28 protein-coding genes are annotated in these 25,034 nt (G+C 35.8%); 10 read left to right on the forward strand and 18 right to left on the reverse strand.

The genetic code is table 11. The annotated features are described in order from the left end of the window. Nucleotides 1–32 precede the first annotated feature (32 nt). The 5 genes from D7004_RS17015 to D7004_RS17035 all read right to left on the reverse strand — a co-directional run bounded on the left by D7004_RS17015 (nucleotide 33) and on the right by D7004_RS17035 (nucleotide 2,938). Nucleotides 33–593, reverse strand: coding sequence for a helix-turn-helix domain-containing protein (locus D7004_RS17015; protein WP_123207023.1), 561 nt, complete (start codon nucleotides 591–593; stop codon nucleotides 33–35). Further along, a complete protein-coding gene (locus tag D7004_RS17020; RefSeq protein WP_123207024.1) occupies nucleotides 593–1,096 on the reverse strand; it encodes a DUF3347 domain-containing protein in 504 nt (167 codons plus the stop codon). Before D7004_RS17020 ends, D7004_RS17015 begins: the two co-directional genes overlap by 1 nt. An 8-nt stretch (nucleotides 1,097–1,104) precedes the next feature. After that, nucleotides 1,105–1,914: a transporter family protein gene (locus D7004_RS17025; RefSeq protein WP_123207025.1), complete on the reverse strand. Its 810-nt coding sequence runs from the start codon at nucleotides 1,912–1,914 to the stop codon at nucleotides 1,105–1,107. A 2-nt stretch (nucleotides 1,915–1,916) separates the two neighbouring features. Beyond that, nucleotides 1,917–2,453, reverse strand: coding sequence for a heavy-metal-associated domain-containing protein (locus D7004_RS17030; protein ID WP_123207026.1), 537 nt, complete (start codon nucleotides 2,451–2,453; stop codon nucleotides 1,917–1,919). Between the two features lie 83 nt (nucleotides 2,454–2,536). Next, nucleotides 2,537–2,938, reverse strand: a complete 402-nt coding sequence (locus D7004_RS17035; RefSeq protein WP_123207027.1) for an HYC_CC_PP family protein — start codon at nucleotides 2,936–2,938, stop codon at nucleotides 2,537–2,539. A 94-nt stretch (nucleotides 2,939–3,032) separates the two neighbouring features. Here D7004_RS17035 and D7004_RS17040 point away from each other — a divergent pair, with 94 nt between their 5' ends. Continuing rightward, nucleotides 3,033–3,731 carry a peptidylprolyl isomerase gene (locus D7004_RS17040; RefSeq protein WP_123207028.1) on the forward strand — a complete coding sequence of 233 codons (699 nt, stop codon included), beginning with the start codon at nucleotides 3,033–3,035 and terminating at the stop codon, nucleotides 3,729–3,731. A gap of 167 nt (nucleotides 3,732–3,898) precedes the next feature. Beyond that, complete coding sequence (locus tag D7004_RS17045; protein WP_123207029.1) at nucleotides 3,899–4,666, forward strand: exodeoxyribonuclease III; 768 nt, start codon at nucleotides 3,899–3,901, stop codon at nucleotides 4,664–4,666. Here the strand turns inward: D7004_RS17045 and D7004_RS20755 are convergent. The 3 genes from D7004_RS20755 to efp form a co-directional block, all read right to left on the reverse strand. Then, on the reverse strand, nucleotides 4,663–4,821 hold the full coding sequence (locus D7004_RS20755) for a hypothetical protein (RefSeq protein WP_167459529.1): 159 nt from the start codon (nucleotides 4,819–4,821) through the stop codon (nucleotides 4,663–4,665). The two genes, D7004_RS17045 and D7004_RS20755, sit on opposite strands and share 4 nt — an antisense overlap. 5 nt (nucleotides 4,822–4,826) lie before the next feature. Beyond that, nucleotides 4,827–5,387: a 5-formyltetrahydrofolate cyclo-ligase gene (locus D7004_RS17050; RefSeq protein ID WP_123207030.1), complete on the reverse strand. Its 561-nt coding sequence runs from the start codon at nucleotides 5,385–5,387 to the stop codon at nucleotides 4,827–4,829. Nucleotides 5,388–5,488: 101 nt separating this feature from the next. After that, entirely contained in the window at nucleotides 5,489–6,049 is a 561-nt protein-coding gene (gene efp / locus D7004_RS17055; protein WP_123207031.1) for an elongation factor P, read from the reverse strand. Between the two features lie 352 nt (nucleotides 6,050–6,401). Between efp and D7004_RS17060 the strand changes: the two genes are divergently transcribed. The 4 genes from D7004_RS17060 to def all read left to right on the forward strand — a co-directional run bounded on the left by D7004_RS17060 (nucleotide 6,402) and on the right by def (nucleotide 11,259). Next, complete coding sequence (locus D7004_RS17060) at nucleotides 6,402–8,552, forward strand: S9 family peptidase (RefSeq protein WP_123207032.1); 2,151 nt, start codon at nucleotides 6,402–6,404, stop codon at nucleotides 8,550–8,552. 288 nt (nucleotides 8,553–8,840) lie between these two features. Beyond that, the gene (locus D7004_RS17070) at nucleotides 8,841–9,293 is read left to right on the forward strand and encodes a hypothetical protein (protein ID WP_148042832.1); all 453 of its coding nucleotides are present in this window, start codon (nucleotides 8,841–8,843) and stop codon (nucleotides 9,291–9,293) included. 26 nt (nucleotides 9,294–9,319) lie between these two features. Next, complete coding sequence (locus D7004_RS17075) at nucleotides 9,320–10,552, forward strand: M16 family metallopeptidase (RefSeq protein ID WP_123207035.1); 1,233 nt, start codon at nucleotides 9,320–9,322, stop codon at nucleotides 10,550–10,552. Between the two features lie 146 nt (nucleotides 10,553–10,698). Continuing rightward, nucleotides 10,699–11,259 carry a peptide deformylase gene (gene def / locus D7004_RS17080; RefSeq protein WP_123207036.1) on the forward strand — a complete coding sequence of 187 codons (561 nt, stop codon included), beginning with the start codon at nucleotides 10,699–10,701 and terminating at the stop codon, nucleotides 11,257–11,259. Nucleotides 11,260–11,458: 199 nt separating this feature from the next. On the opposite strand, the gene D7004_RS17085 is transcribed toward def, so the two are convergent. From D7004_RS17085 to D7004_RS17095, 3 genes are read right to left on the reverse strand one after another with little or no spacing between them, the layout of a single operon-like run. Beyond that, the gene (locus tag D7004_RS17085; protein WP_123207037.1) at nucleotides 11,459–12,097 is read right to left on the reverse strand and encodes a peptidase associated/transthyretin-like domain-containing protein; all 639 of its coding nucleotides are present in this window, start codon (nucleotides 12,095–12,097) and stop codon (nucleotides 11,459–11,461) included. A gap of 52 nt (nucleotides 12,098–12,149) precedes the next feature. Beyond that, a complete protein-coding gene (locus D7004_RS17090; protein WP_123207213.1) occupies nucleotides 12,150–12,395 on the reverse strand; it encodes a NifU family protein in 246 nt (81 codons plus the stop codon). Between the two features lie 37 nt (nucleotides 12,396–12,432). Continuing rightward, nucleotides 12,433–13,506, reverse strand: coding sequence for an Mrp/NBP35 family ATP-binding protein (locus D7004_RS17095; RefSeq protein WP_123207038.1), 1,074 nt, complete (start codon nucleotides 13,504–13,506; stop codon nucleotides 12,433–12,435). A gap of 131 nt (nucleotides 13,507–13,637) precedes the next feature. Here D7004_RS17095 and D7004_RS17100 point away from each other — a divergent pair, with 131 nt between their 5' ends. The 3 genes from D7004_RS17100 to D7004_RS17110 all read left to right on the forward strand — a co-directional run bounded on the left by D7004_RS17100 (nucleotide 13,638) and on the right by D7004_RS17110 (nucleotide 17,118). Then, the gene (locus tag D7004_RS17100; RefSeq protein ID WP_123207039.1) at nucleotides 13,638–15,797 is read left to right on the forward strand and encodes a transglycosylase domain-containing protein; all 2,160 of its coding nucleotides are present in this window, start codon (nucleotides 13,638–13,640) and stop codon (nucleotides 15,795–15,797) included. A 64-nt stretch (nucleotides 15,798–15,861) separates the two neighbouring features. Next, the gene (hpt, locus tag D7004_RS17105; RefSeq protein ID WP_123207040.1) at nucleotides 15,862–16,404 is read left to right on the forward strand and encodes a hypoxanthine phosphoribosyltransferase; all 543 of its coding nucleotides are present in this window, start codon (nucleotides 15,862–15,864) and stop codon (nucleotides 16,402–16,404) included. Nucleotides 16,405–16,458: 54 nt separating this feature from the next. Continuing rightward, entirely contained in the window at nucleotides 16,459–17,118 is a 660-nt protein-coding gene (locus D7004_RS17110; protein ID WP_123207041.1) for a phosphatidylserine decarboxylase family protein, read from the forward strand. Between the two features lie 98 nt (nucleotides 17,119–17,216). Here the strand turns inward: D7004_RS17110 and D7004_RS17115 are convergent, their stop codons facing one another. From D7004_RS17115 to D7004_RS17135, 5 genes are all read right to left on the reverse strand, one after another. After that, complete coding sequence (locus D7004_RS17115) at nucleotides 17,217–18,380, reverse strand: mechanosensitive ion channel family protein (protein ID WP_123207042.1); 1,164 nt, start codon at nucleotides 18,378–18,380, stop codon at nucleotides 17,217–17,219. A 99-nt stretch (nucleotides 18,381–18,479) separates the two neighbouring features. Then, the gene (rplS, locus tag D7004_RS17120) at nucleotides 18,480–18,827 is read right to left on the reverse strand and encodes a 50S ribosomal protein L19 (protein ID WP_123207043.1); all 348 of its coding nucleotides are present in this window, start codon (nucleotides 18,825–18,827) and stop codon (nucleotides 18,480–18,482) included. A gap of 138 nt (nucleotides 18,828–18,965) precedes the next feature. Continuing rightward, complete coding sequence (trmD, locus tag D7004_RS17125) at nucleotides 18,966–19,640, reverse strand: tRNA (guanosine(37)-N1)-methyltransferase TrmD (protein ID WP_123207044.1); 675 nt, start codon at nucleotides 19,638–19,640, stop codon at nucleotides 18,966–18,968. 16 nt (nucleotides 19,641–19,656) lie between these two features. Next, the gene (rimM, locus tag D7004_RS17130; RefSeq protein ID WP_123207045.1) at nucleotides 19,657–20,184 is read right to left on the reverse strand and encodes a ribosome maturation factor RimM; all 528 of its coding nucleotides are present in this window, start codon (nucleotides 20,182–20,184) and stop codon (nucleotides 19,657–19,659) included. 182 nt (nucleotides 20,185–20,366) lie between these two features. Then, nucleotides 20,367–20,939: a 30S ribosomal protein S16 gene (locus D7004_RS17135; protein WP_123207046.1), complete on the reverse strand. Its 573-nt coding sequence runs from the start codon at nucleotides 20,937–20,939 to the stop codon at nucleotides 20,367–20,369. 143 nt (nucleotides 20,940–21,082) lie between these two features. Between D7004_RS17135 and D7004_RS17140 the strand changes: the two genes are divergently transcribed. Next, nucleotides 21,083–21,604, forward strand: coding sequence for a 5' nucleotidase, NT5C type (locus D7004_RS17140; protein ID WP_167459530.1), 522 nt, complete (start codon nucleotides 21,083–21,085; stop codon nucleotides 21,602–21,604). Nucleotides 21,605–21,725: 121 nt separating this feature from the next. Here D7004_RS17140 and D7004_RS17145 read toward each other — a convergent pair whose 3' ends face one another. Continuing rightward, complete coding sequence (locus D7004_RS17145) at nucleotides 21,726–24,056, reverse strand: DUF2135 domain-containing protein (RefSeq protein WP_123207047.1); 2,331 nt, start codon at nucleotides 24,054–24,056, stop codon at nucleotides 21,726–21,728. A 24-nt stretch (nucleotides 24,057–24,080) separates the two neighbouring features. Continuing rightward, nucleotides 24,081–24,806: a VIT domain-containing protein gene (locus D7004_RS17150; protein ID WP_123207048.1), complete on the reverse strand. Its 726-nt coding sequence runs from the start codon at nucleotides 24,804–24,806 to the stop codon at nucleotides 24,081–24,083. Nucleotides 24,807–25,034 lie beyond the last annotated feature (228 nt).

The following is a 25,034-nucleotide window of genomic DNA, read 5'->3' on the forward strand; positions in this document are numbered from 1 at the left end:
CTATTTTATTTCAGCCAATTGCTAATCAGTCTTTACACTTCATCCAATGTTTTTCTTTTACCATTAGCTTCAATTTTATAAGTCGAAGGTGTTAAACCAGTCACCTTTTTAAACTGTGCTGAAAGATGCGCAACACTACTATAGTTAAGTTGGTAGGCAATTTGGCTAAGTGTTAATTCATCGTAAGTAAGCATTTCTTTAGCTTTTTCTATTTTCTGAGCGATGAAATACTTCTCAATCGTTTGATTTTCAACTTCAGAGAAAACTGAACTTAGCTGCGGATATTCAATTTTCAGTTGCTCACTTAAATAAGCTGAAAGATTAATTTTTAAGGGTTCTTTTGTATAATGAACCAGGTTGATAATCGAGGTTTTTACCTGTTCTGCAATCTGTGTTTTCCTGTCTTCCAATAGCTCGAAACCAAAATGATTTAGTTTCTCGGCAATTTTCTGTTTATCATCTACAGAAATATTATCGACTAAACAAACCTCCCCCAATTCGACTGAAATAGGGTTAAAGCCAAGCTTTTCCAGCTCGGCTTTAACCACCATTTTACAACGGTTGCACACCATATTTTTGATATGCAGTTTCATTATTTAGCTTTAATCGTTTCAGCAACATCACCGCAATCAAACATCATACTTCCATAATATGGATTTTCGATGTTCTCTTTTTCATTTAACCAACTTGCTTTCGCCATTGGGCAATGCTGAACATACACGGTACCCGAATTAAATTTGATGTTTTTTACGGTTTTAATCATTGCATAAGAAATTCCTTCAAATGATTTTCTTTGCACTTTGATATCTTTACCGGCAGCTAACTCTGCCGCTTTTGCTTTGATGATTTTAGCTTGTTCCATCCAAACGTTATGTTGTGCGGCAGGTAAATCTTTATGCGGCACAGCATTTACTTTTGCCGTTAAAACCTTTACCTTTTCAATTGCAACATCTTTTTTATCTGTTGCCAAGGCATTTTTTACATCGTAATAGGCTGTTAAAACCTGATTAAATGCTACATCGGTTTTGCTTTGTGCAAAAGTGATTTTGGTAGTTGCGATGGCAATTATAGCCACCATTATCATTATTTTTTTCATCTCTTATTCTATTTTAAAACGTTAAAAAAATTAAATTCTGCCCTTATCAGGTACATGTTTTTGGTATATCGGTTGGCAATATTTCCTGTTGCCTGAAAGCGATATCCCAAATCAATTCGGGTGGTGCTGTTTAAAATTACTTGTAAAGCAGGTGCTAAATCTAAATAAGATTGACCTGAGCTTGGGTCGGTTTTACCCAATAGCTCAAAATAAACATTAAAATTTGGCTGCTTATAGTCTTTATAAGTAATGGGCAAAACCAAATAGCCCGATGATAAACTATAGGAAAGCATATTATTTGGTCGCGGCATACCAACAATTTGTTTGTCGTAATCCTTAAAAACATGTGCGTAACCTAATGTTGCCGATAGCGCCAGTTTGTGCAGAAGTTGCGTAAAAATTAATCCTCCCTGAACACCACTATTATCGCCTTCTAAATTTACATCTCTGGTAAATGTTGGTCTTTTACTGGTGCTTATACGCCCGAATGCAGCTGCTCTGAAATGAGAATGAGCCTCATCCAAAGATAAGAAACGATACTTTGCATATAAGCTTCCACCTTCTAAACGATATTTTCCATCCATATCAGATAAGAAAGCTTGGGTATGCATCATCAGGTTTTTATTAAAGCCAATCATTACCTCCGGGATGGTTCTGCTCATAAAATCGGGGTTATTCATGCCCTCATTCGTAATCCTTACACCAATAGATTTTGTTGGCATATTGCTGGCCGGCTCCGTAAATACATATAATTCCTGACTCAAAGCAGAAGAATAAGCGCCGATTACAATCAGCACCGTTATGATAATATTCTTCATTTCTAAGAAAGCACTAGGTGGTACACGCGAGTTTTCTTTCCGTTCACTACAGCGGTTCCATTTGCATAAGCATCAGAATTAACAGTTGTAGCTTGTTTTTTAAAGGCCGAACTTGAGATGAAATTTTTATCAACCACAGATGCTTTTACCGTCCCGTTTAAGGTTTTGTTTTTTGCATTTAGGAAACGGTAAACATTGCCATTAACAATCGCCTGACCTTTTTCATCTACTTTAACTTGATTGAAAGTAAAATCTGCAGTTAAACCACCCACAGAAAAACCAGCATCCTGAACTTTTTTGCGCACCATATCTAAATTGATATCAGCACCTTTCTTAAAGGTTAATACGAAGATGTTTTTATTTAAATCTGGCTTTACAGCGTTGATGAAACCCAATGTTTCTAGCGATTTTTGTGTTGCGTTTGAACACATGGAACAGGTTAAACCAGTTACTTGTAAATCTGCTGTTGATATTTGTTGAGCCGAAACTTTAACGGCAAAAAGGAGCATAATAATGCTAAATAATTTTATTGTTTTCATGATTTTTTTGAATTAGAATTTAAGAAAATGCCACATATAGCCAGTCAAAATGCGGTGCATATCGAAATGGCTAATGAATAATCCTAATTCCTAAAAATACAATTGAAAACGTGCAAGGCAACCCGCGAAGAAATTGGCGGTGCTTTGTTTGTGAATTTGCTAAAAAAAGTTGGGGTAATGTTGCTTAGAAAAGCTAAAACAGGTGGATGCAGAAATAATTGGATAGAAAATAACTTTGGCATTTGTGTTTGTGCTTCAGTTTGGTGACTATCTTTAACTTTAACCGTTACCTGTGTATTTTTGCAACAGCCATCATCTTTCTTTTCAGCAGGAATATCTGCACAAAATTTGCAAGAAACTTCATTACTAAATAGCTTTACATTTTCTAGTTTTCCACCACAAAAATGCAAACTTAAAGCCAAACCCATAACACTAACCGCGTAGAATACGGCTAAAGAAAGTGCTATTTTTTGTTTTAACTTCATTGGCACAAAGGTAATGGAAAATAACGCGAATAATACAAGTTTTTATTTATTCAATTTCATTTTTTAGTTTAATTTAGCCTCAAACACCATCAAAATGAAGAAATTATTATTGCTTATCTGTACATTTTCTGTTCTTTTTACCTTTGCAGCTAAACCTAAAAACCGATATATCCGCATTAAGACGGAATTTGGTGAATGCATTGTGAAGCTGTACAATGAAACGCCATTGCACCGCGATAATTTTTTAAAATTGACCAAAGAAGGTTATTATAACGGCACCTTATTTCACCGCGTAATTAAAGATTTTATGATTCAGGGCGGCGACCCAGATTCTAGAAATGCTAAGCCAGATTCTTTACTAGGCGAGGGCGGACCGAAATACACCATTCCTGCAGAATTTAAAGATAGCCTTTTCCATAAGGAGGGTGTTTTAGCTGCGGCTCGGGAAGGAGATGGCGTTAACCCAAGTAAAGCCTCGAGTGGAAGTCAGTTTTATTTAGTGCAGGGAAAGGTTTTTACAGATGAGCAATTGAACAGCGTAGAAGAAAAACGATTAAAATTTAAAATCCCCGAATGGCAGCGACAGGTTTATAAAACCATCGGTGGAACGCCACATTTAGATAGAAATTATACCGTTTATGGTGAAATTGTTGTTGGTTTAGATATGGTTGACAAAATTGCTGTTTTAGTAACGGATAAAAATAATCGTCCAAAACAAGATGTAAAAATGGAAATTACAATTTTAAAAAGGAGAGCAGCAAAGAAGTTAGAAAAGCAGTTGACTAAGGCTTAATATTCTCGTCATGCTGAATTCATTTCAGCATCTTTCCTGCTAATAAGACCCTGAAATGAATTCAGGGTGACGACGGGTTTGTGTAAAGGCAATGCAAATCTCAATTAATAAACATTTATTCATTTAATTTCTAATTTTACTCTTTGCGATTTTATTGAAAATTTGGAATGAAAATCATCTCTTACAACGTTAATGGAATACGTGCTGCCAGCACAAAAAACTTCTTCGGCTGGTTGCAAGCCACCAATGCAGATATGATTTGCTTGCAGGAAATAAAAGCAATGCCATCACAAATACCAGAAATTATTGCGTTGGTAGAGCAGTTGGGCTATCATCACTACTGGTTTCCGGCAGAAAAGAAAGGCTACAGCGGTGTGGCAATCCTAACCAAAATAAAGCCCAATCATGTAGAATATGGTTGTGGCGAAGAATGGATTGACAAGGAGGGAAGAATATTACGAGCCGATTTTGATGACTTTTCTTTAATGAGTTTATACATGCCATCAGGCTCAAGCGGTGATGAACGACAAGTGAAAAAGTACGAGTTTATGAAATTCTTTGATGGCTATATCGGAACATTAAGAGAAAGGATTCCAAACCTGATTGTTAGTGGCGATTACAACATTTGCCATACTTCCATAGATATTCACAACCCAAAATCAAATGCCAATTCATCTGGTTTCTTGCCTGAAGAACGAGAATGGATGCAATTATTCTTGGAAAATGGTTTTATTGACTCTTTCCGTCATTTTAACAAAGACCCACACCATTACACCTGGTGGAGTTATCGTGCAGGCTCCAGAGGTAAGAATTTAGGTTGGCGTATAGATTATCACTTGGTTACCCGAGCGATGGAAAATAGATTGAAAAACGTGAGAATTTTGCCCGATGCCATTCATTCAGACCATTGTCCGGTTTTGCTTGAGTTACATTAAAGATGTTCAGCCTCGTATTTTTCGCCAGCTTTAAGCATCAACTCAATTTGCTTTAAATCATCAGCCGTTAGTTCTTCTTTTTCCTGCAATTCAAACACCGCAACCATATTGTCTTCGTATTGCTTTTCGGTTTTGATAACGATTTCGGATGCCATGATGGTTAAAATTTAATAATTTCTGTTGGTGTAATGCAAAAGTTCAAACGAATGTCGTGCTTGTTTACATCATCAATTTTTTCTATTGCTGGCGATAAAGATAAGCCTATTTTTTGAGCATTTAAATTTTCCAGAAAGCGGTCGTAAAAGCCCTTGCCATAACCCACACGATATCCCTGATTATCGAAAGCCAATAAAGGAATTAAAACCATATCGATTTCGCCATGGTATTGATTTGCTGTTTGTGGTTCAGGAATATTGTAGCTGTTTTTCTGCAAATCATTTAAACCGATATATTCATGGTGGGTCATTGATGAGGTGTTAAAATCTGCCTTTGGGATTATGATTTTTATTTCTGGGTGATTTCTTACCAGCCAATCAATCAGCAAAAAAGTGTTCGGTTCTTTTTTTTTTACAATCGGCAAGAAAACATGCAATGTTTTTACAGAACTAAAATCAAGCAATTTAAATTGATTTAAAAGGCTATCATTTTTGCTTTCGTAATCTTCATCAGTCAACGATAATCGCTCCTTTAAGGCTTGTTTTCTGATTTCGACTTTTAACATTTTGGTTAAATTTAAGATATTTTATCAAGTCTTAAGGCACTATTCTAAACAAAAAAAGCCTTTGAAAACAAATTCAAAGGCTTTCTATTCAATAGAAAATATTATTTTACACGCTCTACATATTCGCCTGTACGTGTATCAACTTTAATTTTATCGCCTTGGTTTACAAACATTGGTACTTTAACCTCAACTCCATTTTCAAGCGTTGCTGCTTTCAATGCATTTGTAGAAGTATCACCTTTAACTGCTGGCTCAGAATACGTAATTTCGAACTCTGCAAAGTTTGGTAACTGGCCCATTATTGCCTCGTCGCTTTCCATAGAAACGATAACATTCATACCTTCTTTTAAGAATTTAATGGCCGAACCAAATAACGTTTTTTCAACATTATATTGCTCATAAGTATTGTTATCCATCACCACCAAATAATCTCCATCTTCATACAGATATTGATAATCGCTGGTTTCTACGCGACAAATTTCTACAGCTTCGTCAGTATTCATACGAGCCTCAACAATTCTACCTGATTTAATATTACGAAACTTTCCTGTGTAAAAAGCGCCGCCTTTACCTGGCGTACGGTGGTTCCATTCGTCAACAGTAACCAATTCGTTATTTACGCGAAGAATGTTACCTGTTTTAATTTCTGATGCTTTTGCCATATAATGTTATCCTTAATGGATTTAATTTCGGTTTTTGTGAGGGCAAAGGTAAAATTATTTTAATAAAAACCTAGCAAGTTAAGGGCATAAGCTTAAGGGATTAAGTCTTTTTTCAGGTGCTTTAGTGCAGCAAATTATTTGTAAGTAAATATGCTTTTTAAATCAAAAAGCAATGCTTGCATCAATCGTTTAGGTTAGTCTCTCGTTTACAGCGATCTTTTTTACCAAACCTCGTACTATGTAAGTTTGATAAATAACCATTGTCTATATTAATGTGTTGTAACGAAACATCCATATCCAGAACAAAATCTGCAAAAAATCATTAAATTGCTTTACCTAAATCAATCCAATTATGAAACGTATCTTGCCATCCCTGATTTTGCTTGGCGCAATTTCGGCTTGTAATAATCCTCAAAAGAAAGAAATGGAACCCATAAAATGGCCTGACGCAAAGGCTCCTGTGGCGGAGATTATTCCGCATAAACGTACTATTCATGGCGATACAGTGGTAGACAACTACTACTGGATGATTGATTATTTTGCAAAAGGACCTGACAGCACAAAGGTTGTTGATTACCTGAAAGCAGAAAATAAATACCTGGATACGATGATGAAAGGAACTGAAAAGTTTCAGGCAGATTTGTTTAAGGAAATGAAAGGTAGGATTAAAGAAAAAGATGAATCTGTACCTGTTTTTAAGAATGGTTATTTTTACTACAGCCGTACCGAAGATGGACAACAATACTACAAATACTGCCGCAAAAAAGGCAGTTTAAGCGCCAAAGAAGAGGTTTTATTAGATGTTGATGAATTAGCAAAAGGCCATTCTTATTACAGTGCAACTGGTTTTAGTATTAGTCCTGATAATAAGTTGCTGGCCTTTGGTGTAGATAAAGTTTCTCGCAGACAGTACACCATTCAGGTTAAAAATTTAGAAACCGGTGAAATTTACAAAGATGCGATTACGAATACAGAAGGTGGTGTGGCTTGGGCAAACGACAATAAAACATTGTTTTACACCTCAAAAAACGCAGTGACTTTACTAAGCGAAAAAATTAAAAAGCATGTTTTAGGTACGGATGAAAAGACCGACAAAGTGGTATATGATGAAAAGGATAATTCGAATTATATAGGTGTTTCTAAATCGAAAAACGGAAGATATATTTTTATTGGTTCGCAAGGAACGTTAACAACTGAATATAGGATGATTGATGCCGACCATCCTGAAGTACCATTTAAGGTTTTTGCGGCTCGTAGTAAAGATGTTTTATATGATGTTTTGCCTGTTGATGATAAATTTTACATCGTAACCAACTGGAATGCAAAGAATTTCCGTTTGATGGAATGCCCTCTGGATAAAACCGAAAAGGAGAACTGGAAGGAAGTAATTCCAAATCGTAAAGATATTTTGCTTGAATATGGTGATGAATTTAAAGATTACCTTGTACTATCTGAACGAAAAAACGGCTTAACCGAATTGCGTGTTTTGAAAAAAGGTGGTGGGGATTATTATATCAAATTTGATGAACCTGTTTATGCTGCAGGCATTGGTTCAAACCCCGAATATAATGGCAAAATGCTGCGCTATTCTTACACTTCTTTAACCACTCCCAACTCTACTTACGATTATGATTTAGAGAAAAAGGATAAAAAGCTGATGAAACAGCAAGAAGTTGTTGGTGGTTATAACCCTGAAGATTATGCTACAGAACGTGTTTTTGCTACAGCTAAAGACGGCACTAAAATTCCGATTGCATTAGTTTACAAAAAGGGCTTAGAAAAAAATGGTAAAGCACCATTGTTGTTATATGCGTATGGTTCTTATGGCTCCAGTACCGATGCTACTTTTTCATCGCCAAGGTTGAGTTTACTAAACCGTGGATTCGTTTTCGCGATTGCCAATATTCGCGGCGGACAAGAAATGGGTCGCCAATGGTATGAGGATGGTAAATTGATGAAAAAGAAAAATACATTTACTGATTTTATTGCTGCAGGAGAATATCTGGTAGAGCAAAAATATACTTCTAAAGGTCATTTGTACGCCAACGGCGGCAGTGCCGGAGGTTTATTAATGGGTGCCGTTGTAAATATGGCTCCAGATTTATGGAACGGTGTAATTGCTGATGTTCCTTTTGTTGATGTAATAAATACCATGTTGGATGAGAGCATTCCTTTAACTACAAATGAGTTTGATGAGTGGGGAAATCCTAAGAAAAAAGAGGCTTATGAGTATATGAAAAGCTATTCGCCGTATGAAAATGTAGAGAAAAAAGCCTATCCAAACATGTTGGTTACCACGGGTTTACATGATAGCCAGGTGCAATATTTCGAGCCAGCGAAATGGGTAGCCAAACTAAGGGCAATGAAAACCGATAAAAATGTGTTGCTGCTAAAAACCAATATGGATTTTGGTCACGGTGGCGCATCAGGTAGATTTGATTATCTAAAAGATGTATCATTAAGATGGGCGTTTTTGTTTGCGCTTGAGGGGATTGAGCAGTAATGTAACTGGCTGATTCCGAAAAAATAAGAGACCCAGTTTTACCATAAGGAAAATTCACAGAGAAAACAGAGTTGATTAATGAATTTAAGCGTATTTCTATGAGCGGTCGTCATTGCGAGGAGGCTTTTTCAACCAACAAAGCAATCTCAGGTCAATTAGATAAAACAAGATACCCAGTTTACCACAAAAGAATCAAAAGAAAACAAAAGTTAAATTTCAGTTCTTCAATCTACTTTTTGATTCTTTTGTGGTTTAAAAATTTTAAAAAGATTTCATTCCAAAACCACAATGAGCACCCAATTAAAAACACTTCAAATTATCCACCTTGCTTTATGCGGTGGCGTATTTCTTTTCGCTTTAGTCACCATTTTTTTAAATAGAGAAATGATGTTTTTTGATGCCAACCCAGCTACAACAGCTCCTTTTAACCCAATCTTCCCGGTTGTTGGTTTGATAACATTATCAGCAAGCATATTCTTTTTCAGAAATGTAATTTCCAAAATTGATACGTCTGATGCTGTAGGTTCCAAAATCAGTCAATATCAAACCGCTTTTATCATAAGCGCAGCTTTGTTAGAAGGAGGTGCATTATTTAATATCGTTGGGTTTTTCCTTACCCATAATGCTTTCTTTTTGCTGTTTGCCGCTGTGAATTTCATCTTTCTTGTGCTAAAAAGGCCCACAAAAGATAAATTGATTTCTGCCGTACAATTGCAATACCCTGATACGGAGGCATTGTAAGCAAATAGCCTTATCTTTGCCACCCAATGGAATACAATGTTCATACTTTATCCAACGGCATTCGCTTACTGCATGTGCCCGCGGCCTCTGCTATATCTCATGCCTGTATCATCATCAATACAGGCTCTCGTGATGAACCAAACGGAAAAGCTGGTTTAGCACATTTTATAGAACACCTGATTTTTAAACGCACCGAAAAACGCAGCACCAATCAAATTTTAAATCGATTGGAAAGCGTTGGCGCAGATTTAAATGCCTATACCACAAAAGAATATACCTGTGTACATGCCTCTTTTTTAAATCCTTATTTGGATAGAACATTAGAGCTTTTTAACGATATCATTTTTCATTCTACTTTTCCGGAAGAGGAAATGGACAAAGAAAAAAGCGTTATTCTGGATGAAATTGCATCCTATTTAGACCAACCAGAAGAAGCAATAAATGATGATTTTGAGGATATGCTTTTTGCAGGTCATTCGCTCGGAAACAACATTTTGGGTACTACGGATTCGGTTCAGAATTTTACCCGTGAAGATGTTATCAATTTCAGAAAGGCAAATTACCGCACCAATGAAATTGTAATTGCGGTGTTAGGGAATTATACCTTAAATAGTGTGATAAATAAAGGCACCAAGCATTTTGCCGATGTGGAAGAAAATACGCCTACCAAGGAACGTGAAAAACCTAAAAATCTTCCCCAATCAAACACGACTATTTACAAACCAATTATGCAGGCACACTGTATTTTAGGCGTTCAGGCTTATTCCACACATCAGCAAGAAAAAGTGGCTTTAATGTTATTGAATAATTACTTTGGTGGCAACGGAATGAGCTCTATTTTGAATCTTCAGATAAGAGAGAAATATGGAATTGCCTATACCATCGAATCGAATTTTTCTCCGCTTAGTGATACCGGAATTTTCTCGATTTACTTCGGCACAGATAAAGAAAAGCAAATTAAAGCGCTTTCTTTAATTTTCAAAGAGATTAAAAAACTGAAAGAAAAACCATTAAACGAGCTGCAATTACAAAAAGCCAAAAACAAATTTATTGGACAAATTGCTTTAGGAGAAGAAAATAGGATTGGATTAATTATTTCAATGGCGAAAAGTTTAATCGACCATAATAAAATTGATTCATTAGAAACTGTGTTTGAAAAAATTAATGCCGTAACAACTGCTCAAATGATTGAAGTAGCTAACGAGGTTTTAGATATCGAAAAGCTAAATATCTTTACATTCTCGCCAATAGAGGAATAATTCTTATTTTTGTAGCGTTAAGCAATACCAGCTTGTCATCCTGAGCTTGATGAAGGATTAACGAAACAATGGTCTTCGACAAGCTCAGACTGACAAATCGTTCAAATGATACCCTCGGGTTTAATTGCCCGAAAGAAATATAAACAATGAAATTACCCATAGTAGCTTACGGAGACCCTGTTTTAAAAAAGATAGGAACCGATATTGATAAAGATTACCCAGAATTAAAAGAACTAATTGCAAACATGTTTGATACCATGTATTATGCAAGTGGCGTTGGTTTGGCTGCGCCACAAATTGGTTTGCCAATCCGCCTGTTTATTGTAGATACAGGTGAGGACGAAGATGGAAATCCTGGCTATAAAAAAGTGTTTATCAATGCACAAATTTTAGAGGAAACCGGAGAACCTTGGAACTTCAACGAGGGATGTTTAAGCATTCCTGATATTCGTGAAAACATTCTACGTAAGCCAAATATTAAGATCAAATATTTAGATGAAAACTTTGTAGAGCATACAGAGGATGTTGATGGTATGCCTGCTCGTGTAATACAACATGAATACGACCACATTGAAGGGAAGCTTTTTACTGATAAGGTGAGTATTTTACGCAAAACGATGCTTAAAAGTAAACTGGACGCGATTTCGAAAGGAAATATCAACACAGATTATAAAATGAGATTTCCGAATAAGAGCAAGAAACGATAGTTTGAAATGGAAGATGTAAGAGGGGAAATAGAAACATTTTCCCTTTTTTTGTTTTGCATTATTTTATTGCAAAAAAGAACTAACTAATGCATTGAACTAATATGAATTATGTGGTTAACCCTAATACACAATAACGGAAGAAACCTTTCTTAAAGAACTACATTTGCGCACTCTGTATAAATTACCTTAAACTCAATATCTAATTATCACTTCGCTTTTTATCTCCATCAAAAATTTGTTGCATCAATTTGCCCCAGGCAAAAGGATTTAATAAAGGATTCGTTTGAACCATATTCTTATTAATCATCCTATCAAAATTATATCTATAATTCTGGCTGCTAATCTCCCCGCCATCACGAGGAAGTGATTGTATCAAGCCATTAATTGATGATTTTGAAAGATTCTTTTTTGCAATCGCCAAATCATCATCAGCAAGCTTCATGGAAAGAAACTCATGCGTAAACTCTTCTGTTGTAGCCCATGGAAAAACACGAACTGTAGGTAAATTAATAACCTCAGATTGTAGCTTTACCATAATGGTGTATTTGCTATCTGGTGTACTTGTAGGAATTATAGTTGAGAATTTTTTGTAACCAATTGCTGTAAATAAAATTGTATCACCAGGATTAACAATAAAGGTGAAATACCCTCTATAATCGGCGCCAACTCTTTTACTTTTAGCAGAAAGATTGGTTATTGTAACATAAGGTATCACGTTACCACTATCAATATCTGTAATGATACCTGAAAATTGGATAAGTTTATCCTGTGCAGACTTCTGTTGGGCAAAAGCGGTAACGGAAAAAATTAGCAACATTAAGGCAATACAATATCTCATCAATACAAAAGTAATTTTAATAATAAAACTTCCTTGTTAAATATTGTTAAAGCTATTCTTGCTCTGCTAAATCAACAGCAACAACTGATGTAATTTCAGGAACAGCTTTCATTATCGCCTGTTCAATGCCCGATTTCATTGTCATAAAACTCATCGGACAAGAACCACAATTGCCTAAAAGTTTTAATCTTACAATACCATCGGCTGTAATTTCTTCAACAGAAACATTCCCTCCGTCTGCCATAAGGTACGGCCTTATCGTTTCCAATGCCTGTTCAACTCGCTCTGTTAAATTCATTATATGTTTTTTAAAATATAAAAATAGTAATTTTTTATCAATTTGCCACTTGTGCATTATTGATAGAAATTTGTTGTGCAATCTTACTTGCAATATCACCGAATATAACATCCAAAACAGGATTTTGATTTAGTGCTACTGGTTTTCCACTGTCGCCAGCTTCAGCAATACTTTGTACAATTGGAATTTCTCCCAAAAATGGCACATCAAATCGCTCTGCCAATTTTCGTCCACCACCATTACCGAAAATATAATATTTATTGTCGGGCAACTCAGCTGGTGTAAAATATGACATGTTTTCTATCACGCCCAAAACCGGAATATTAATACCCGGCATACGGAACATGGCTAAACCTTTATGCGTATCGGCAAGCGCAACTTGCTGCGGTGTAGTTACAACAACTGCTCCTGATATTGGAAAGCTTTGCGTAATTGTAATGTGAATATCGCCCGTTCCCGGAGGAAGATCTACAATTAAATAATCCAATTCTCCCCAGTTGGTATCATTAAAAAGTTGCTTCACAGCATTTGATGCCATTGGTCCTCGCCAAGGCACTGGCTGCCCAGGGTCTGCAAAGAATCCCAGCGAGAGTAATTTAATTCCATACTTTTCAATCGGAATAATTTTTGTTTTACCATCTGCGGTTTCTTCAGCTCCTGGCTTTGCATCAACTAAATCAAACATTGTTGGTACCGAAGGCCCATAAATATCAGCATCTATCAAACCAACCTTTGCGCCATCCTTAGCGAGCACCGCGGCAAGGTTACTGGCTACAGTTGATTTACCTACACCTCCCTTACCTGATGAAACTAAAATGATATTTTTTATGTTATCTAGTGATGATGAATTGACTGGCTGAGTAACACGTGAGGTTACATTAATTACAACTTCAGCTTCGGCCGAAACAAAATGTTTAACAGCATTGGTACAAGCGTTTTTTAGCATTTCCTTCATCGGGCATGCCGGCGTGGTTAGCTCAAGTGTAAAACTTACCTTGTTATCAACTATATGTAAATCCTTAATCATGTTTAAGGTTACCAGGTCTTTCTTAAGGTCTGGATCTTCTACATTTTTAAGTGCATCTAAAACTTGTTGGGGGTTAATCTCCATCGAATATATTTGAACTCAAAATTAACAAAACATAGCCATAAATACTTTTATTTAGGGTTTTTAACTGTAATTTTAACACGAAATAAACATTTAATTGTTACGTTTAAGCAATTAACCATTTTAACGACTGTATGCGAATACCAAAAATTAACATCCCTAAAAAATATTTAAAAATTGGAGCCTGGGTATTGGGTGTTTTTTTCATTGTTTGTATAGCTCTTGGTGCGGTTGCTTACAGTAAAAGAGAAGCGCTTTTGAAAAAAATGGTTGCCAAAGCCATCAGCAAAGCAGATAAAGATTATGGTCTTGCTGTTAAAATTGGTTCGGCAGGTTTTACTGGTTTAAGTACTGTAAAAATGACCGCCATTTCAGTTGTTCCAAAAGATAGAGATACACTTTCTAACATATCCGAACTAAGTGTGGGTGTAAAACTTTGGCCGCTAATTTTTGGTAACGTTAAGCTAGGTGAATTAAAAATTAATGATGGTTTTGTAAATGTTGTACTGAAGGATACCATTACAAACATCGATTTTATTTTAAAAAGAAAGAAGAAAGATAGCACTGCAACAAAAAGTAAAGTAAACTTAGCTGATATCGCCAGTAATATTCTAAATGAGGTTTTGTATAAAATACCTGATGATATGGATATTAAAAACATGGTTTTTAAACTTAATGATAATGACACAGCTAAACTAAGTTTTGCTACAGTAGCTTCAATAGATGGAGGCGATTTAAAATCAACCATTAATGTTAACAACGGCGAATCGATATGGCACTTCGATGGTGAGGTTGACCCAGGAAGCAAAGAATTAAGTGTTATGGCTTATGCTGATGGAAAAAAGCTAGAATTACCATATTTAAATAATAAACTACATGCAAAATTAAGTTTTGACACGCTACAAACCGAGCTAAAAAACGCTAAGTATAGTGGCGATGATTACAAAATATCAGGGTCGTGGTCGGTTAAAAATATGCTGATAAATCAACCCCGAATTGCTGGTAACGACATTATTATCCAGAGCGCAAAATTGGATGCAGATGTATTGGTTGGACCAAATTATATTGCACTTGATAGTAGTTCCACGGCATATTTAAAAAACGCGTCCATTCACCCTTACATCAAATACACTTTAGGAAAGAATAAGATTTACGAACTGAAGTTAAACGCAGAAGAACAAGACGCTCAATCTATTTTTCAGGCTTTTCCACAAGGTTTATTCGAATCTTTAGATGGCTTAAAAGTTCAGGGAAAAATAAAATATAACCTTAACTTTTACCTAGATACGGCCATTCCGGATAGTGTAAAATTTAGTTCGACACTAACACCTGTCGATTTTAAAATTTTGCAATGGGGTAAAACGAACTTGCAAAAAATTAACAGCCCGTTCGTTTATACGCCGTACGAATATGGCAAACCGATGCGAGACATTACAATCGGTCCATCAAACCCAAATTTTACACCTTTATCGTCCATTTCAAAAAACTTTATAAATGCGGTTTTAACTGCAGAAGATCCTTCATTTTTTACGCACAACGGTTTTGTAGAAGAATCTATCCGAAAATCTATAGCGGTAAATTTTAAAGAGAAAAAATTTAAGCGTGGCGGCAGTACAATAAGCATGCAATTGGTTAAGAATGTTTATTTAAGTCGCCAGAAAACATTAGCCCGTAAAGCCGAAGAAATTTTAATTGTTTGGTTGATAGAACATAACCATTTGGTAAGCAAGCAGCGAATGCTTGAGGTTTACTTTAATATTATGGAATTGGGTCAGAATATTTATGGTATTGGTGAGGCATCGAGATATTATTTTGGTAAGCAACCTGCAGATTTAACCATCGGTGATGGATTATTTCTGGCCAGCATTGTGCCTAAGCCTAAAGCATCCATGTATAAATTTATGGCAGATGGAGGCTTAAAACCATATATGTTCAATTACTTTAGGTTCATGGGTAACATTATGGCCAGGAGAGGATTAACGCCTTCTGATACATCAGGTTATGGCTTTTATAATGTACGCCTGAGAGAGGGTTTACGCAGATATTTAGCGCCTGACACTGCAGTAATTGATACAAATGCATTTGATGATGATGAAGATGGCATGGGCAATGCACCTGTAGAAATGCAGGATAAAAATAAGAATTTGTTCGACCGTATTTTTGGTGGTGGTAAAAAGGATACTGCAACAAGAATTAATGTAAAACCTACTGACACTGTAAAATCTAAAAAACAATTAAGGCAGGAGCGACGGGAGCAAAGAAGAAAAGAAAGTGAACTTAAAAACGGATTATAAAGTTTATTTGTCAACTTGAAACTTTAAAATTAAATCATAGTCATATATAATTTAACAGCAAACAATGCACAAAATAAAGGTAGAAGATAAAGAATTCGAAATCTTTTTAGAAAACGATACGCTTAGCAAACGAATTCGATTAATGGGCATACAAATTAATGTAGATTATGAAGGGAAATGCCCGCTTTTTATTGGTGTTTTAAATGGCAGTTTTTTGTTTCTGGCCGATTTAGTTAAAGAAATTAACATTCCTTGTGAAGTTGCTTTTATTCGTGTTGCTTCTTACCAAGGCACCACCAGTACAGGAGAAATTAAAGAATTAATTGGCTTGCCAGATGATATTGAAGGCAGAGATATCATAATCGTGGAAGATATTGTAGATACAGGTTTAACTTTAACGCATATCTTAAAAATGATTAATGAAAAGAATCCGGCTTCGGTAAAAGTAAGTTCGCTTTTGCTAAAACCTGCTGCTTTAAAATATAATATAGATGCTTTAGAATACGTTGGCTTTGAAATACCCAACGAGTTTGTGGTTGGCTACGGACTAGATTATAACGGACTCGGAAGAAACTTAACTGATATTTACAGAGCAACTGGAGTATAATTTTTCAATCGGATTAATTTATTTTTCGCACCTTTGCCCAATAATTTTTTCACAATGACTATACATAAAGAAGGCTACACCACTATAGCTTTAAGCATATTATTTATCTTCATCATAAATGCTTTTGTAGATTATAAATATTACGATGTAACCTGGTTACGTTGGTTTATCTATATCTTTTCTGCTATATTCTTTATTATAGTTTTACAGTTTTTCCGTAACCCTAAACGGAGTTTTGCTACGGGAGATAATTTAGTGATTTGCCCTGCAGATGGAAAAGTAGTTGTTATCGAAGAAACAGAAGAAGGAGAATATTTTAAAGATAAACGTTTGCAGGTTTCGATTTTTATGTCGCCGGTAAATGTACATATCAATAGAAATCCGATTTCTGGTGTTGTGAAGTTTTTCAAATATCATCCAGGTAAATATTTAGCTGCATGGAATCCAAAATCATCAACAGAAAACGAACGTACTACAACAGTTGTAGAACATAAAAGTGGTACGCCTGTATTGTTTCGTCAAATTGCTGGTGCATTGGCTCGTAGGATTGTGTGGTATGTAAAAGAAGGTGATGTAGTGGAGCAAGCAGAACAATTTGGTTTCATTAAATTCGGCTCAAGGGTTGATGTTTTTCTTCCAGTTGGAACCAAAGTTAATGTTGCCTTAAACGATGTTGTAAAAGGCGGTATAACCACTTTAGCTGAACTCAGTTAGGATTTACAATTCAACAATCAGGTTCTATTAATTGATAGAAAGCATTTATCTTGGGATGCTATTCTTAAATATTCGATTTTAAAAGTTCTTCTTACAATTTAATCTGTCGCATCATTTCCTACAGCTTTTTCATTTGATCTATCGTTAATCAAACGTTGCGTTGGATAGGCAAAATCAGATTTGTTTCTCATCACTATCTCCATAATTTTGAAGTTAATTTCCTGCTTTATCGATAGAAAATCGTTGTAAGCTGTTAATGAAACAAAATAAATTACCTCAATATTCAATGACGAGTCTCCAAATCCTTCAAAATAAGCATTACCATCATCACTTGTGTCTTGATGCTGATAAATGTACATTCGAATTTCATCCACAATCTTTTTGATGGTTTCTGCATTAGTTTCGTAAGTGATTCCAAAAGAAAATTTTACCCTTCTAAAATTTCTTAAACTCATGTTTTCCAAAACACCATCTATCATTCCTTTATTTGGAATAGTTGCCATTGTTTTTTCGGTAGTACGGATTAAAGTACTTCTAAAACCTACCTTTTCTACGGTTCCTTCAACACCATCAACTTTAACCAAATCGCCTACTACAAAAGGTTTATCTAAGAAGATGGTAAATGAACCTATTAAATTTTCTAGGCTTTCTTTTGCAGCCAATGCAATGGCTATACCGCCAATACCCAAGCCTGTAATTAGTGTTAAAACATTAACCTCGAATACTGCACCTAGAAGCGTAAAAAAACCGATAAAAACAACAACCGTTTTAAAAAGTTCTTTTAAAAACGGCACCAATTGGTCGTCTGATTTACTTTCTGTTAATGAAGCTTTGAATAATAGAACGTGAGATATAAAATCAATAATGCGCAGGATTATCCAGAAAACAGATAGAATGATTAAGAAAAGGAAAAGCCTGTCGATACAATCGCCGAGAGTAACCGGAATAGCTTCTTTAACCTTGCCAACCAATTTACTATACCTAAAAACGGTAACTTCTAATGGATGTTTAAGCTGATTTATAGCGAGATATAAAGTAGAAAAAAGCATAAAAACCTCTATAGGTTTTAGCAATAGGCTAACAAATGTGTCATCATGAGCTTGCTGAGAAAATCTTTGAAATAGCTTAAATAAAAGTTTGCTTAATAATTTCGAAACTAACCTTTTAAAAATTAAGCCTATTAAAAGAATACCGCCAAATAAGCAATAAGCCTTAACCGTATTGCCCCAAAAAACCTGTTCAAAAAATGCAGAATCTAACATATTAACCAATCGATTTGTTAATTAACAAAAAATATAGGAAACAAAAAAACCTTCACGATTCGTAAATCGTGAAGGTTTATATCTAGTAATAAAGAATAATTATTTTCTTAAAGATTTAATACGGGCAGCTTTACCGGTTAAAGCACGTAAATAGAACAATTTCGCTCTACGAACTTTACCATAGCTATTCACTTCCACTTTCTCGATGTTTGGAGAATTTACAGGGAAGATACGCTCTACACCAATACCGTTGCTCATTTTACGAACGGTGAAAGTTTCGTTTGCACCTGCACTGTTACGTTGTATAACAACACCCTGGTAAATTTGAACACGTTCTTTATTACCTTCGCGAATTTTATAGTGTACGCTCACTGTATCGCCAGACTTGAACGCAGGAAAATCTTTTTTCGCGATGGCCTGCTCTTCAACAAATTTTACTAAATCCATGATTTTAAGCTATTAAACCAACTTTCTTTACCTTGAAAATCGGATTGCAATATTAGGGAAATATTTTGATATAAAAAAGTCTAATTTAATTTTTTCCACATTCTTTTAGAATTCCACAATGGAATGTATTAAATGCTTCTATTCCAAAAGATCAGGACGGCGTTTTTGAGTGCGCTCTAAAGCCTGCTCATGCCTCCACTCATTTACTTTAGCTTCATGGCCGCTTAATAAAACATCAGGCACTTTATGTCCACGCCAATCAGCAGGGCGAGTATAAACAGGTGCATCTAAAAGTTCACCCTGAAAGCTATCTGATAGTGCAGATGTTTCATCATTTAAAACGCCTGGTATTAAACGCACAACAGCATCAACCACAATCGCGGCGGGCAATTCTCCGCCACTTAAAACATAATCGCCAACAGAAATCTCTCTGGTTACAAAAATGTCGCGTATGCGCTGGTCTATACCTTTATAGTGCCCACACAAAATGATAATGTTTTTCTTTATTGATAATTCGTTTGCTGTGCTTTGATTTAGCGTAACTCCATCCGGACTCATAAAAATTATTTCGTCGTATTCGCGTTCGGCTTTAAGTTTTTCGATACAAGCCGCAAAAGGTTCAATACTCATCACCATTCCACTGCCGCCGCCATATTGATAGTCGTCTACACTTTTTTGTTTGTTGGTTGCATAATCACGTAAATTATGCACAACTATCTCTGCAATGCCTTTCTTTTGTGCCCGCTGTAAAATAGAATGGGCGAAAGGACTTTCAAGCAATGCGGGTAAAACTGTTATAATATCGAAACGCATGGTATAGATTTAAAAATTACTTCTCTAAATAAACATCAAGTAAACCTTCGGGTAAATCAAGCGTTAAAATTTTTCCATCGTCATCAATCTCTACTATAAAATCTTCGTTCAATGGAAATAAAATCTCTGTTTCCTGATATCTTACTGTGGCTACAAACTGTTGTGGGTACTCATTAACTTCCAAAATTTCTCCCAGTTCGCCCAGTGTTTCATCAATAGCCATAAAGCCTTTTAAATCTGTATAGAAAAACTCATCAGCATTGCGCTCTGGCATTTTATCAATTGGCAAATAAAGTTTCTTTTTTACCAAAGGTTGTACTTTATCAATATGATCAACATCATCAAAATAAAACAAGCCGGTTTTGTTTGGATAGAGTTTATGGCTAGCCACAAAATACGGAACCAATTTTCCATTCATGTCAGCAAAAACAACATCCATGTCTAGTTGCTCATAATCATCAAATTCGAAAAAAACCTGTGCTTCGCCTTTTAAACCTTTGGTTTTGGTTACATAACCAATATAAAATGCTTCTTCGTGTTTCATAAACCCCAAATCCCTAAAAGGGCTTTATAGCATGTCGTCACCCTAAATTCAGTTCAGGGTCTTGGTTGCAAGAAAGATACTGAAACAAGTTCAGCATGACGGATTGTAAATAATAAATATCTCTAAATAAAAATAGCGTTCCGAATTGTCGGAACGCTATTTTAGCATGAAAATAAAGTAGATTACTCTGCTTTATCTCCTGCTTTAGTTTCGTCAGCCGGAGCTTCAGTAGTTGCTTCAGCTTCAACAGCTGGTGCTTCTTCTGTAACTTCCTCTTCAACAACTTCTTCTGCAACTGGTGCATTTTTAGCTGCGATAGCTGCTGCTCTATCTTCTTTTTTCTTAGCTTCTGCTGCTAATGCTGCTTTACGCACATCAGCTTTTGAGCTTGCTAAACCTTCTGTTTTACCAGAAATTTTACCAGCTTTTGCATCTAACCAAGCAGTGAATTTCTCATCAGCTTGTTCTTGAGTTAAAGCGCCTTTTTTAACACCACCTTCTAAGTGTTTTTTGTATAAAACACCTTTGTAAGATAGGATAGCACGAGCTGTATCAGTCGGCTCAGCACCTTGGTTAACCCAAGCTAAAGTTTTTTCGAAGTTAATTTCGATGGTTGCCGGATTGGTGTTTGGGTTGTAAGAACCTAAACGCTCAATAAATTTACCATCACGTGGAGAGCGAGAATCTGCTACCACTACATGGAAAAAAGGTTTCCCTTTTTTACCAAATCTTTGCAATCTGATTTTAGTTGCCATTTTGTTTTGTATTTATGTATTCAACATATTTCCCGGAACTTCGTGTTGCGGGCTGCAAAGATAACTAAAATACTGTAAATTAAAAACATAGTTTAATTTCTTTGTTTTAAGGATATTTGAAGCCAAATATTTGCTGATACAAAATGGAAAGAATTGCAATTGATATGGACGAGGTAATTGCCGATGCCCTCGCAAAATTTATTAAGCTTTATAACCGGGATTACAACATTCCGCTGGATTTAAAAATTGATGCCGGTAACGAAATTTACCAGCACGTTCCCGAAAATATAAATCAAAAATGGTTTGATTATATTAATGAACCTGGCTTTTTCCGCGATTTGGAGGTTATCCCCGATAGCCAAAAAGTAATTAAAGCCTTACAAGAAAAATACGATGTTTACATTGTTTCTGCGGCAATGGAATTTCGCAATTCGTTAATTGATAAATATGATTGGCTTGCCGAGCATTTTCCCTTTATAGATTGGCAGCACATTATGTTTTGTGGTAAAAAAATTGTTGATGCAGATATCATCATAGACGACCGCAGCAAAAACTTTGTTAATTTTAAAGGCAGAACCTTACTTTACACCTCGCCACACAATTTATTGATTACCGAATACGAACGTGTAAATACCTGGGAAGAGGTTGCGGGTTTATTGCTTTAATTATTTTACAAAAATTTAGGGTTGCTTTTTAAATAATATAAGAAATGTAAGAACATTTAAGTTTGCGGATTACTTTAAGTGTTTTTACATTCCTTATATGGTAACTGTTAATGTACTTCAATTAGAAGCTAAATTCTCCAACCAGGTTTCCATCACTATTTCCTGCCGCCATTGGTAGCACAATTACTTTTCTCTGTTGCTTGCCTGTTGCATAATAAGTGTAAATTTCTGCAGTTACAGTTGTTGGACCGCTGATGTTGATTTGCCTGTCGCCAAAATAATTTACTTCGATTTTGTATTTGCCCTTCACCGCTTTCTTAATCATAAACTGTTCGGGACCGTAACCAGATGTAAAATCATTACTAATCCGACCACCAATTTTGGTTCCGTTATTTCCGTAATAACCTTTTTCGCCAGTTGGGTCTGTTAACCACAAATCAATATCGGTATCATTTTTATTCCAATTTAACACTACTCTAATATCCACAGGTAAAGGCTGAATTAATCGCTTATCAATTCCTTTTAAATTTAGCTTACTTGCATGTTTACTAATCAGATTGTTAATTTCGGAGATGATAATTTCTTCAATTCCTTCATCTCTACTAGAGGTTTGGGCATTATAACTTTGCGTTAAAACTTTATACAAATTACCTAAAGCTTTCTGATATTGACCGGCATCAGCCAAAGCCAGCGCATAATCGCGGTAACTCTGTGCATCCATCGGGCGCCATTGCAAAACCTTTTGGGTTACAAAAATTTCTTCTGCATAATTGCCGGTCTGTTTTAATTTATATGCAAGGGTTTTATATAAATCGGCATTTTCCAAATCTAAATCGGCAATATTGCTTAAGATAGTCAGTGCCCTTGCACTATCATTCTTTAAGTAAAACCAATTGGCAACATCAAAATAAAACATTGGTGTGGTAATGTAATTTGGTCTCATTTTTAGATATGCCAGATAAGCACTATCGGGTTTTCCAACCAAACTTTTCATATAATCTTTATCGCTTTTAAACTCAGGTATTATAATTTCTGGTTGCTTTTCCGGAACAGCCCGATTGCTGTGTTGAATGCTAACGCCTGCTACTTTTCCTGCCAATGCGTTTGTAAAATCCCTGTTCGCGTTTGAAACCATGCTTTCTGAACTAATTCTTGCTACAGAACCTGTTACCATCCTTTTTGCTTGAGCGGATGAAGCCATGACAACAACTTCTTTTAATGCATTTTTATCTTCCGCTTCTCCAAGCCTTTCAACTAACGGTGGTTCAGCCGCTTTGTCTGCTTGGATTCTTGGCGGAGTTGCCGGACTTGCCTGTGGTGTAGAGCGTGTTATTGATGAGTTACCTTGGGCTGTTCTATCTGGAAGCGCAACAACCACATTTTCCGGCGTTGGGTATTGCTCTTTTTTCTTTGTAGGTTCTTTGTAATAAAAATCGGTGTTCCACCAGGTTTTTAAATCTTTGCTCATTGCAACCGCAGCATTTATTAAGTCGGTTTTACGCTCTAAAATACCGGTTCTGCGCTGCTTTAAAACCGCATCGTACGCAGGGCGTAATTCTGCAGGTGGTGTAATATCGTAACGTAAATAATCATCTAGGTTTTCTAAAACAATCAGGCTTGTATTTCTTGTTACGATACCAAACTGTTTACTCAAAACACTTATATCATCTTTATTCGCCTCATATTGGATGTCCATTTCGGCTATTTTCTTTTGTGCCCAAACCCTGCTCACATCGATACTACTTAAAGCATGTTCGGTTGCATTAAGGCGAATGGCTTGCTCTGCATCTACCGTATTACCATAACCAAATTGAAGAACGAACTCCGTATTTAAACCATTCATAATTCCGGCTACAGATAAATGTCCGTTTACATTTACATGCATCGAGGGATAAGTTTGCCGAATATCAGTTCCGTTTTTAATGCCTAAAAACTGAAGATTTTGCTGACTTAATTGCTTAAAAGCATCATCAGTAGAAATCGCATTCAGGTTTACAAACTGACCACCTGTTTTTAGGCTAATGTATTTCAAGGTGCTATAATCTGCTTTAAGGGATGTATTTATGCAATGAACAGGCTTATTTAATGCGACTGTATTTTTTCCAAAGGTTGATAAGCCATCACTGAAGAAAAGATATTCATCAGCAGGAAAGTCTCGACCGTTTATTGCACTAAAATTTGTACCGCCATCGTATATAACACTTTCTAGTTTTGCCTTTAAAACCTGCCAGTTTCCATTGGAAATTGTATATTTTCCGGCGTTTTTAAATCCATTATTTAACAAACCTAATTGAATGGTTAAGTTTTGTTTCTGTTTGATTATTAAATCCAAAAGCTCCAACTCCTTTTTCGTATCTCGCTGCAAACCGCTTAAAGAGCAATCCCAAATTAAGCCGATTTCATTTGCCCATTGCCGCGGTCGACTTTGAGTTTTCGGGAAAACATTAACCAAAAAATAATATCCGGTTGATGCTTTTTACATTTGCACTTCAGGCAAATCATTTCTTTTAGGGAGATTAATCGTTAAACCATTTTTAGGTTGATAATTGGTTTTATTGATTTCACCAACATAAGTATTTCCATTAGCTTTTAAATCGAAACTGCCGTCGGGTTGTTCTCCTAATTCCGGTTTTAAAACACTTTCGAAAACAGTTGTTTTTAAAGAGAAATTCTCAATGGGTTGATTATAATCTAGAGGCAGATGATAGCGCAAAACGTTTCCGCTATTGAAATTTAATTCTTCTTCATAACCCACGATAATGGTTCGGCTGCCATTTGCTGGCAAAGGATAAATCCTTGTACGAAAGTTGTTGCCTTCTACTTTTTCCAGTAGCCCTGGGTCAACTCGGCGCCGCTCAATGCTCTCGAAAACTTCGGTTGCTTTTGCCTTTTCTACCGGAACGGCTTCACGCATTTTTCCATTTATATCTAGTGCATAGCGGCTAATGCTTACACCTTCGGGCATCGGAAAAGTTAATTCACCTTCTAAAATCCTATTGCTGTTGTTGAAGAAGGTCATAGTCATAACTGTTGTTGCTATGTTTCCTGTAATTTGAACATCAATACTTAATTTCTTAAGCTTAACCGCTTCCTTTTGTTGGTCTGTTTCTGCTTGCTGAACTTTGAACACCGGCATTTGTGCCTGAACAAAAAATGCAAATAAAATTAAAGGGATGATGATTAAGGTTTTAAATAGTTTCATAACGGTTTGGCTTTTTTTAATTGATGCAAAACTTATTATGATTGCATAAATTTATTTTTAAACTGTGCCGGGCCGAAGCGAAAATAGCAGCAAAAACCTAGGTTAATTAAACCTGATAGCAATGTAAAGCGAAGCAATTTTTTCTATTGCGAAGCTTGAAATGAATAGCAGGAAGAGTGAAACAGATGAAAAACCGAACCTTGCTTTTCTAAAAAATTTGTAACATTT

Origin of the sequence: Pedobacter jejuensis (assembly GCF_003725795.1) — a bacterium.
GTDB classification, from domain to species: Bacteria; Bacteroidota; Bacteroidia; order Sphingobacteriales; family Sphingobacteriaceae; genus Pedobacter; species Pedobacter jejuensis.

Excerpts from the sequence above, each read along its gene's own strand:
- D7004_RS17050 (WP_123207030.1), bottom strand. The coding sequence starts at position 5,387 with ATGTTAAAAGTCGAAATCAGAAAACAAGCCTTAAAGGAGCGATTATCG.
- D7004_RS17015 (WP_123207023.1), bottom strand. The coding sequence starts at position 593 with ATGAAACTGCATATCAAAAATATGGTGTGCAACCGTTGTAAAATGGTG.
- D7004_RS17075 (WP_123207035.1), top strand. The coding sequence starts at position 9,320 with ATGGAATACAATGTTCATACTTTATCCAACGGCATTCGCTTACTGCAT.
- D7004_RS17140 (WP_167459530.1), top strand. The coding sequence starts at position 21,083 with ATGGAAAGAATTGCAATTGATATGGACGAGGTAATTGCCGATGCCCTC.
- D7004_RS17040 (WP_123207028.1), top strand. The coding sequence starts at position 3,033 with ATGAAGAAATTATTATTGCTTATCTGTACATTTTCTGTTCTTTTTACC.
- D7004_RS17100 (WP_123207039.1), top strand. The coding sequence starts at position 13,638 with ATGCGAATACCAAAAATTAACATCCCTAAAAAATATTTAAAAATTGGA.
- D7004_RS17115 (WP_123207042.1), bottom strand. The coding sequence starts at position 18,380 with ATGTTAGATTCTGCATTTTTTGAACAGGTTTTTTGGGGCAATACGGTT.
- def (WP_123207036.1), top strand. The coding sequence starts at position 10,699 with ATGAAATTACCCATAGTAGCTTACGGAGACCCTGTTTTAAAAAAGATA.
- D7004_RS17090 (WP_123207213.1), bottom strand. The coding sequence starts at position 12,395 with ATGAATTTAACAGAGCGAGTTGAACAGGCATTGGAAACGATAAGGCCG.
- D7004_RS17035 (WP_123207027.1), bottom strand. The coding sequence starts at position 2,938 with ATGAAGTTAAAACAAAAAATAGCACTTTCTTTAGCCGTATTCTACGCG.
- efp (WP_123207031.1), bottom strand. The coding sequence starts at position 6,049 with ATGGCAAAAGCATCAGAAATTAAAACAGGTAACATTCTTCGCGTAAAT.
- D7004_RS17025 (WP_123207025.1), bottom strand. The coding sequence starts at position 1,914 with ATGAAGAATATTATCATAACGGTGCTGATTGTAATCGGCGCTTATTCT.
- rplS (WP_123207043.1), bottom strand. The coding sequence starts at position 18,827 with ATGGATTTAGTAAAATTTGTTGAAGAGCAGGCCATCGCGAAAAAAGAT.
- D7004_RS17020 (WP_123207024.1), bottom strand. The coding sequence starts at position 1,096 with ATGAAAAAAATAATGATAATGGTGGCTATAATTGCCATCGCAACTACC.
- D7004_RS17060 (WP_123207032.1), top strand. The coding sequence starts at position 6,402 with ATGAAACGTATCTTGCCATCCCTGATTTTGCTTGGCGCAATTTCGGCT.
- D7004_RS17135 (WP_123207046.1), bottom strand. The coding sequence starts at position 20,939 with ATGGCAACTAAAATCAGATTGCAAAGATTTGGTAAAAAAGGGAAACCT.
- hpt (WP_123207040.1), top strand. The coding sequence starts at position 15,862 with ATGCACAAAATAAAGGTAGAAGATAAAGAATTCGAAATCTTTTTAGAA.
- rimM (WP_123207045.1), bottom strand. The coding sequence starts at position 20,184 with ATGAAACACGAAGAAGCATTTTATATTGGTTATGTAACCAAAACCAAA.
- D7004_RS17045 (WP_123207029.1), top strand. The coding sequence starts at position 3,899 with ATGAAAATCATCTCTTACAACGTTAATGGAATACGTGCTGCCAGCACA.
- trmD (WP_123207044.1), bottom strand. The coding sequence starts at position 19,640 with ATGCGTTTCGATATTATAACAGTTTTACCCGCATTGCTTGAAAGTCCT.
- D7004_RS17070 (WP_148042832.1), top strand. The coding sequence starts at position 8,841 with ATGAGCACCCAATTAAAAACACTTCAAATTATCCACCTTGCTTTATGC.
- D7004_RS17085 (WP_123207037.1), bottom strand. The coding sequence starts at position 12,097 with ATGAGATATTGTATTGCCTTAATGTTGCTAATTTTTTCCGTTACCGCT.
- D7004_RS17110 (WP_123207041.1), top strand. The coding sequence starts at position 16,459 with ATGACTATACATAAAGAAGGCTACACCACTATAGCTTTAAGCATATTA.
- D7004_RS17095 (WP_123207038.1), bottom strand. The coding sequence starts at position 13,506 with ATGGAGATTAACCCCCAACAAGTTTTAGATGCACTTAAAAATGTAGAA.
- D7004_RS17030 (WP_123207026.1), bottom strand. The coding sequence starts at position 2,453 with ATGAAAACAATAAAATTATTTAGCATTATTATGCTCCTTTTTGCCGTT.
- D7004_RS17150 (WP_123207048.1), bottom strand. The coding sequence starts at position 24,806 with ATGAAACTATTTAAAACCTTAATCATCATCCCTTTAATTTTATTTGCA.
- D7004_RS20755 (WP_167459529.1), bottom strand. The coding sequence starts at position 4,821 with ATGGCATCCGAAATCGTTATCAAAACCGAAAAGCAATACGAAGACAAT.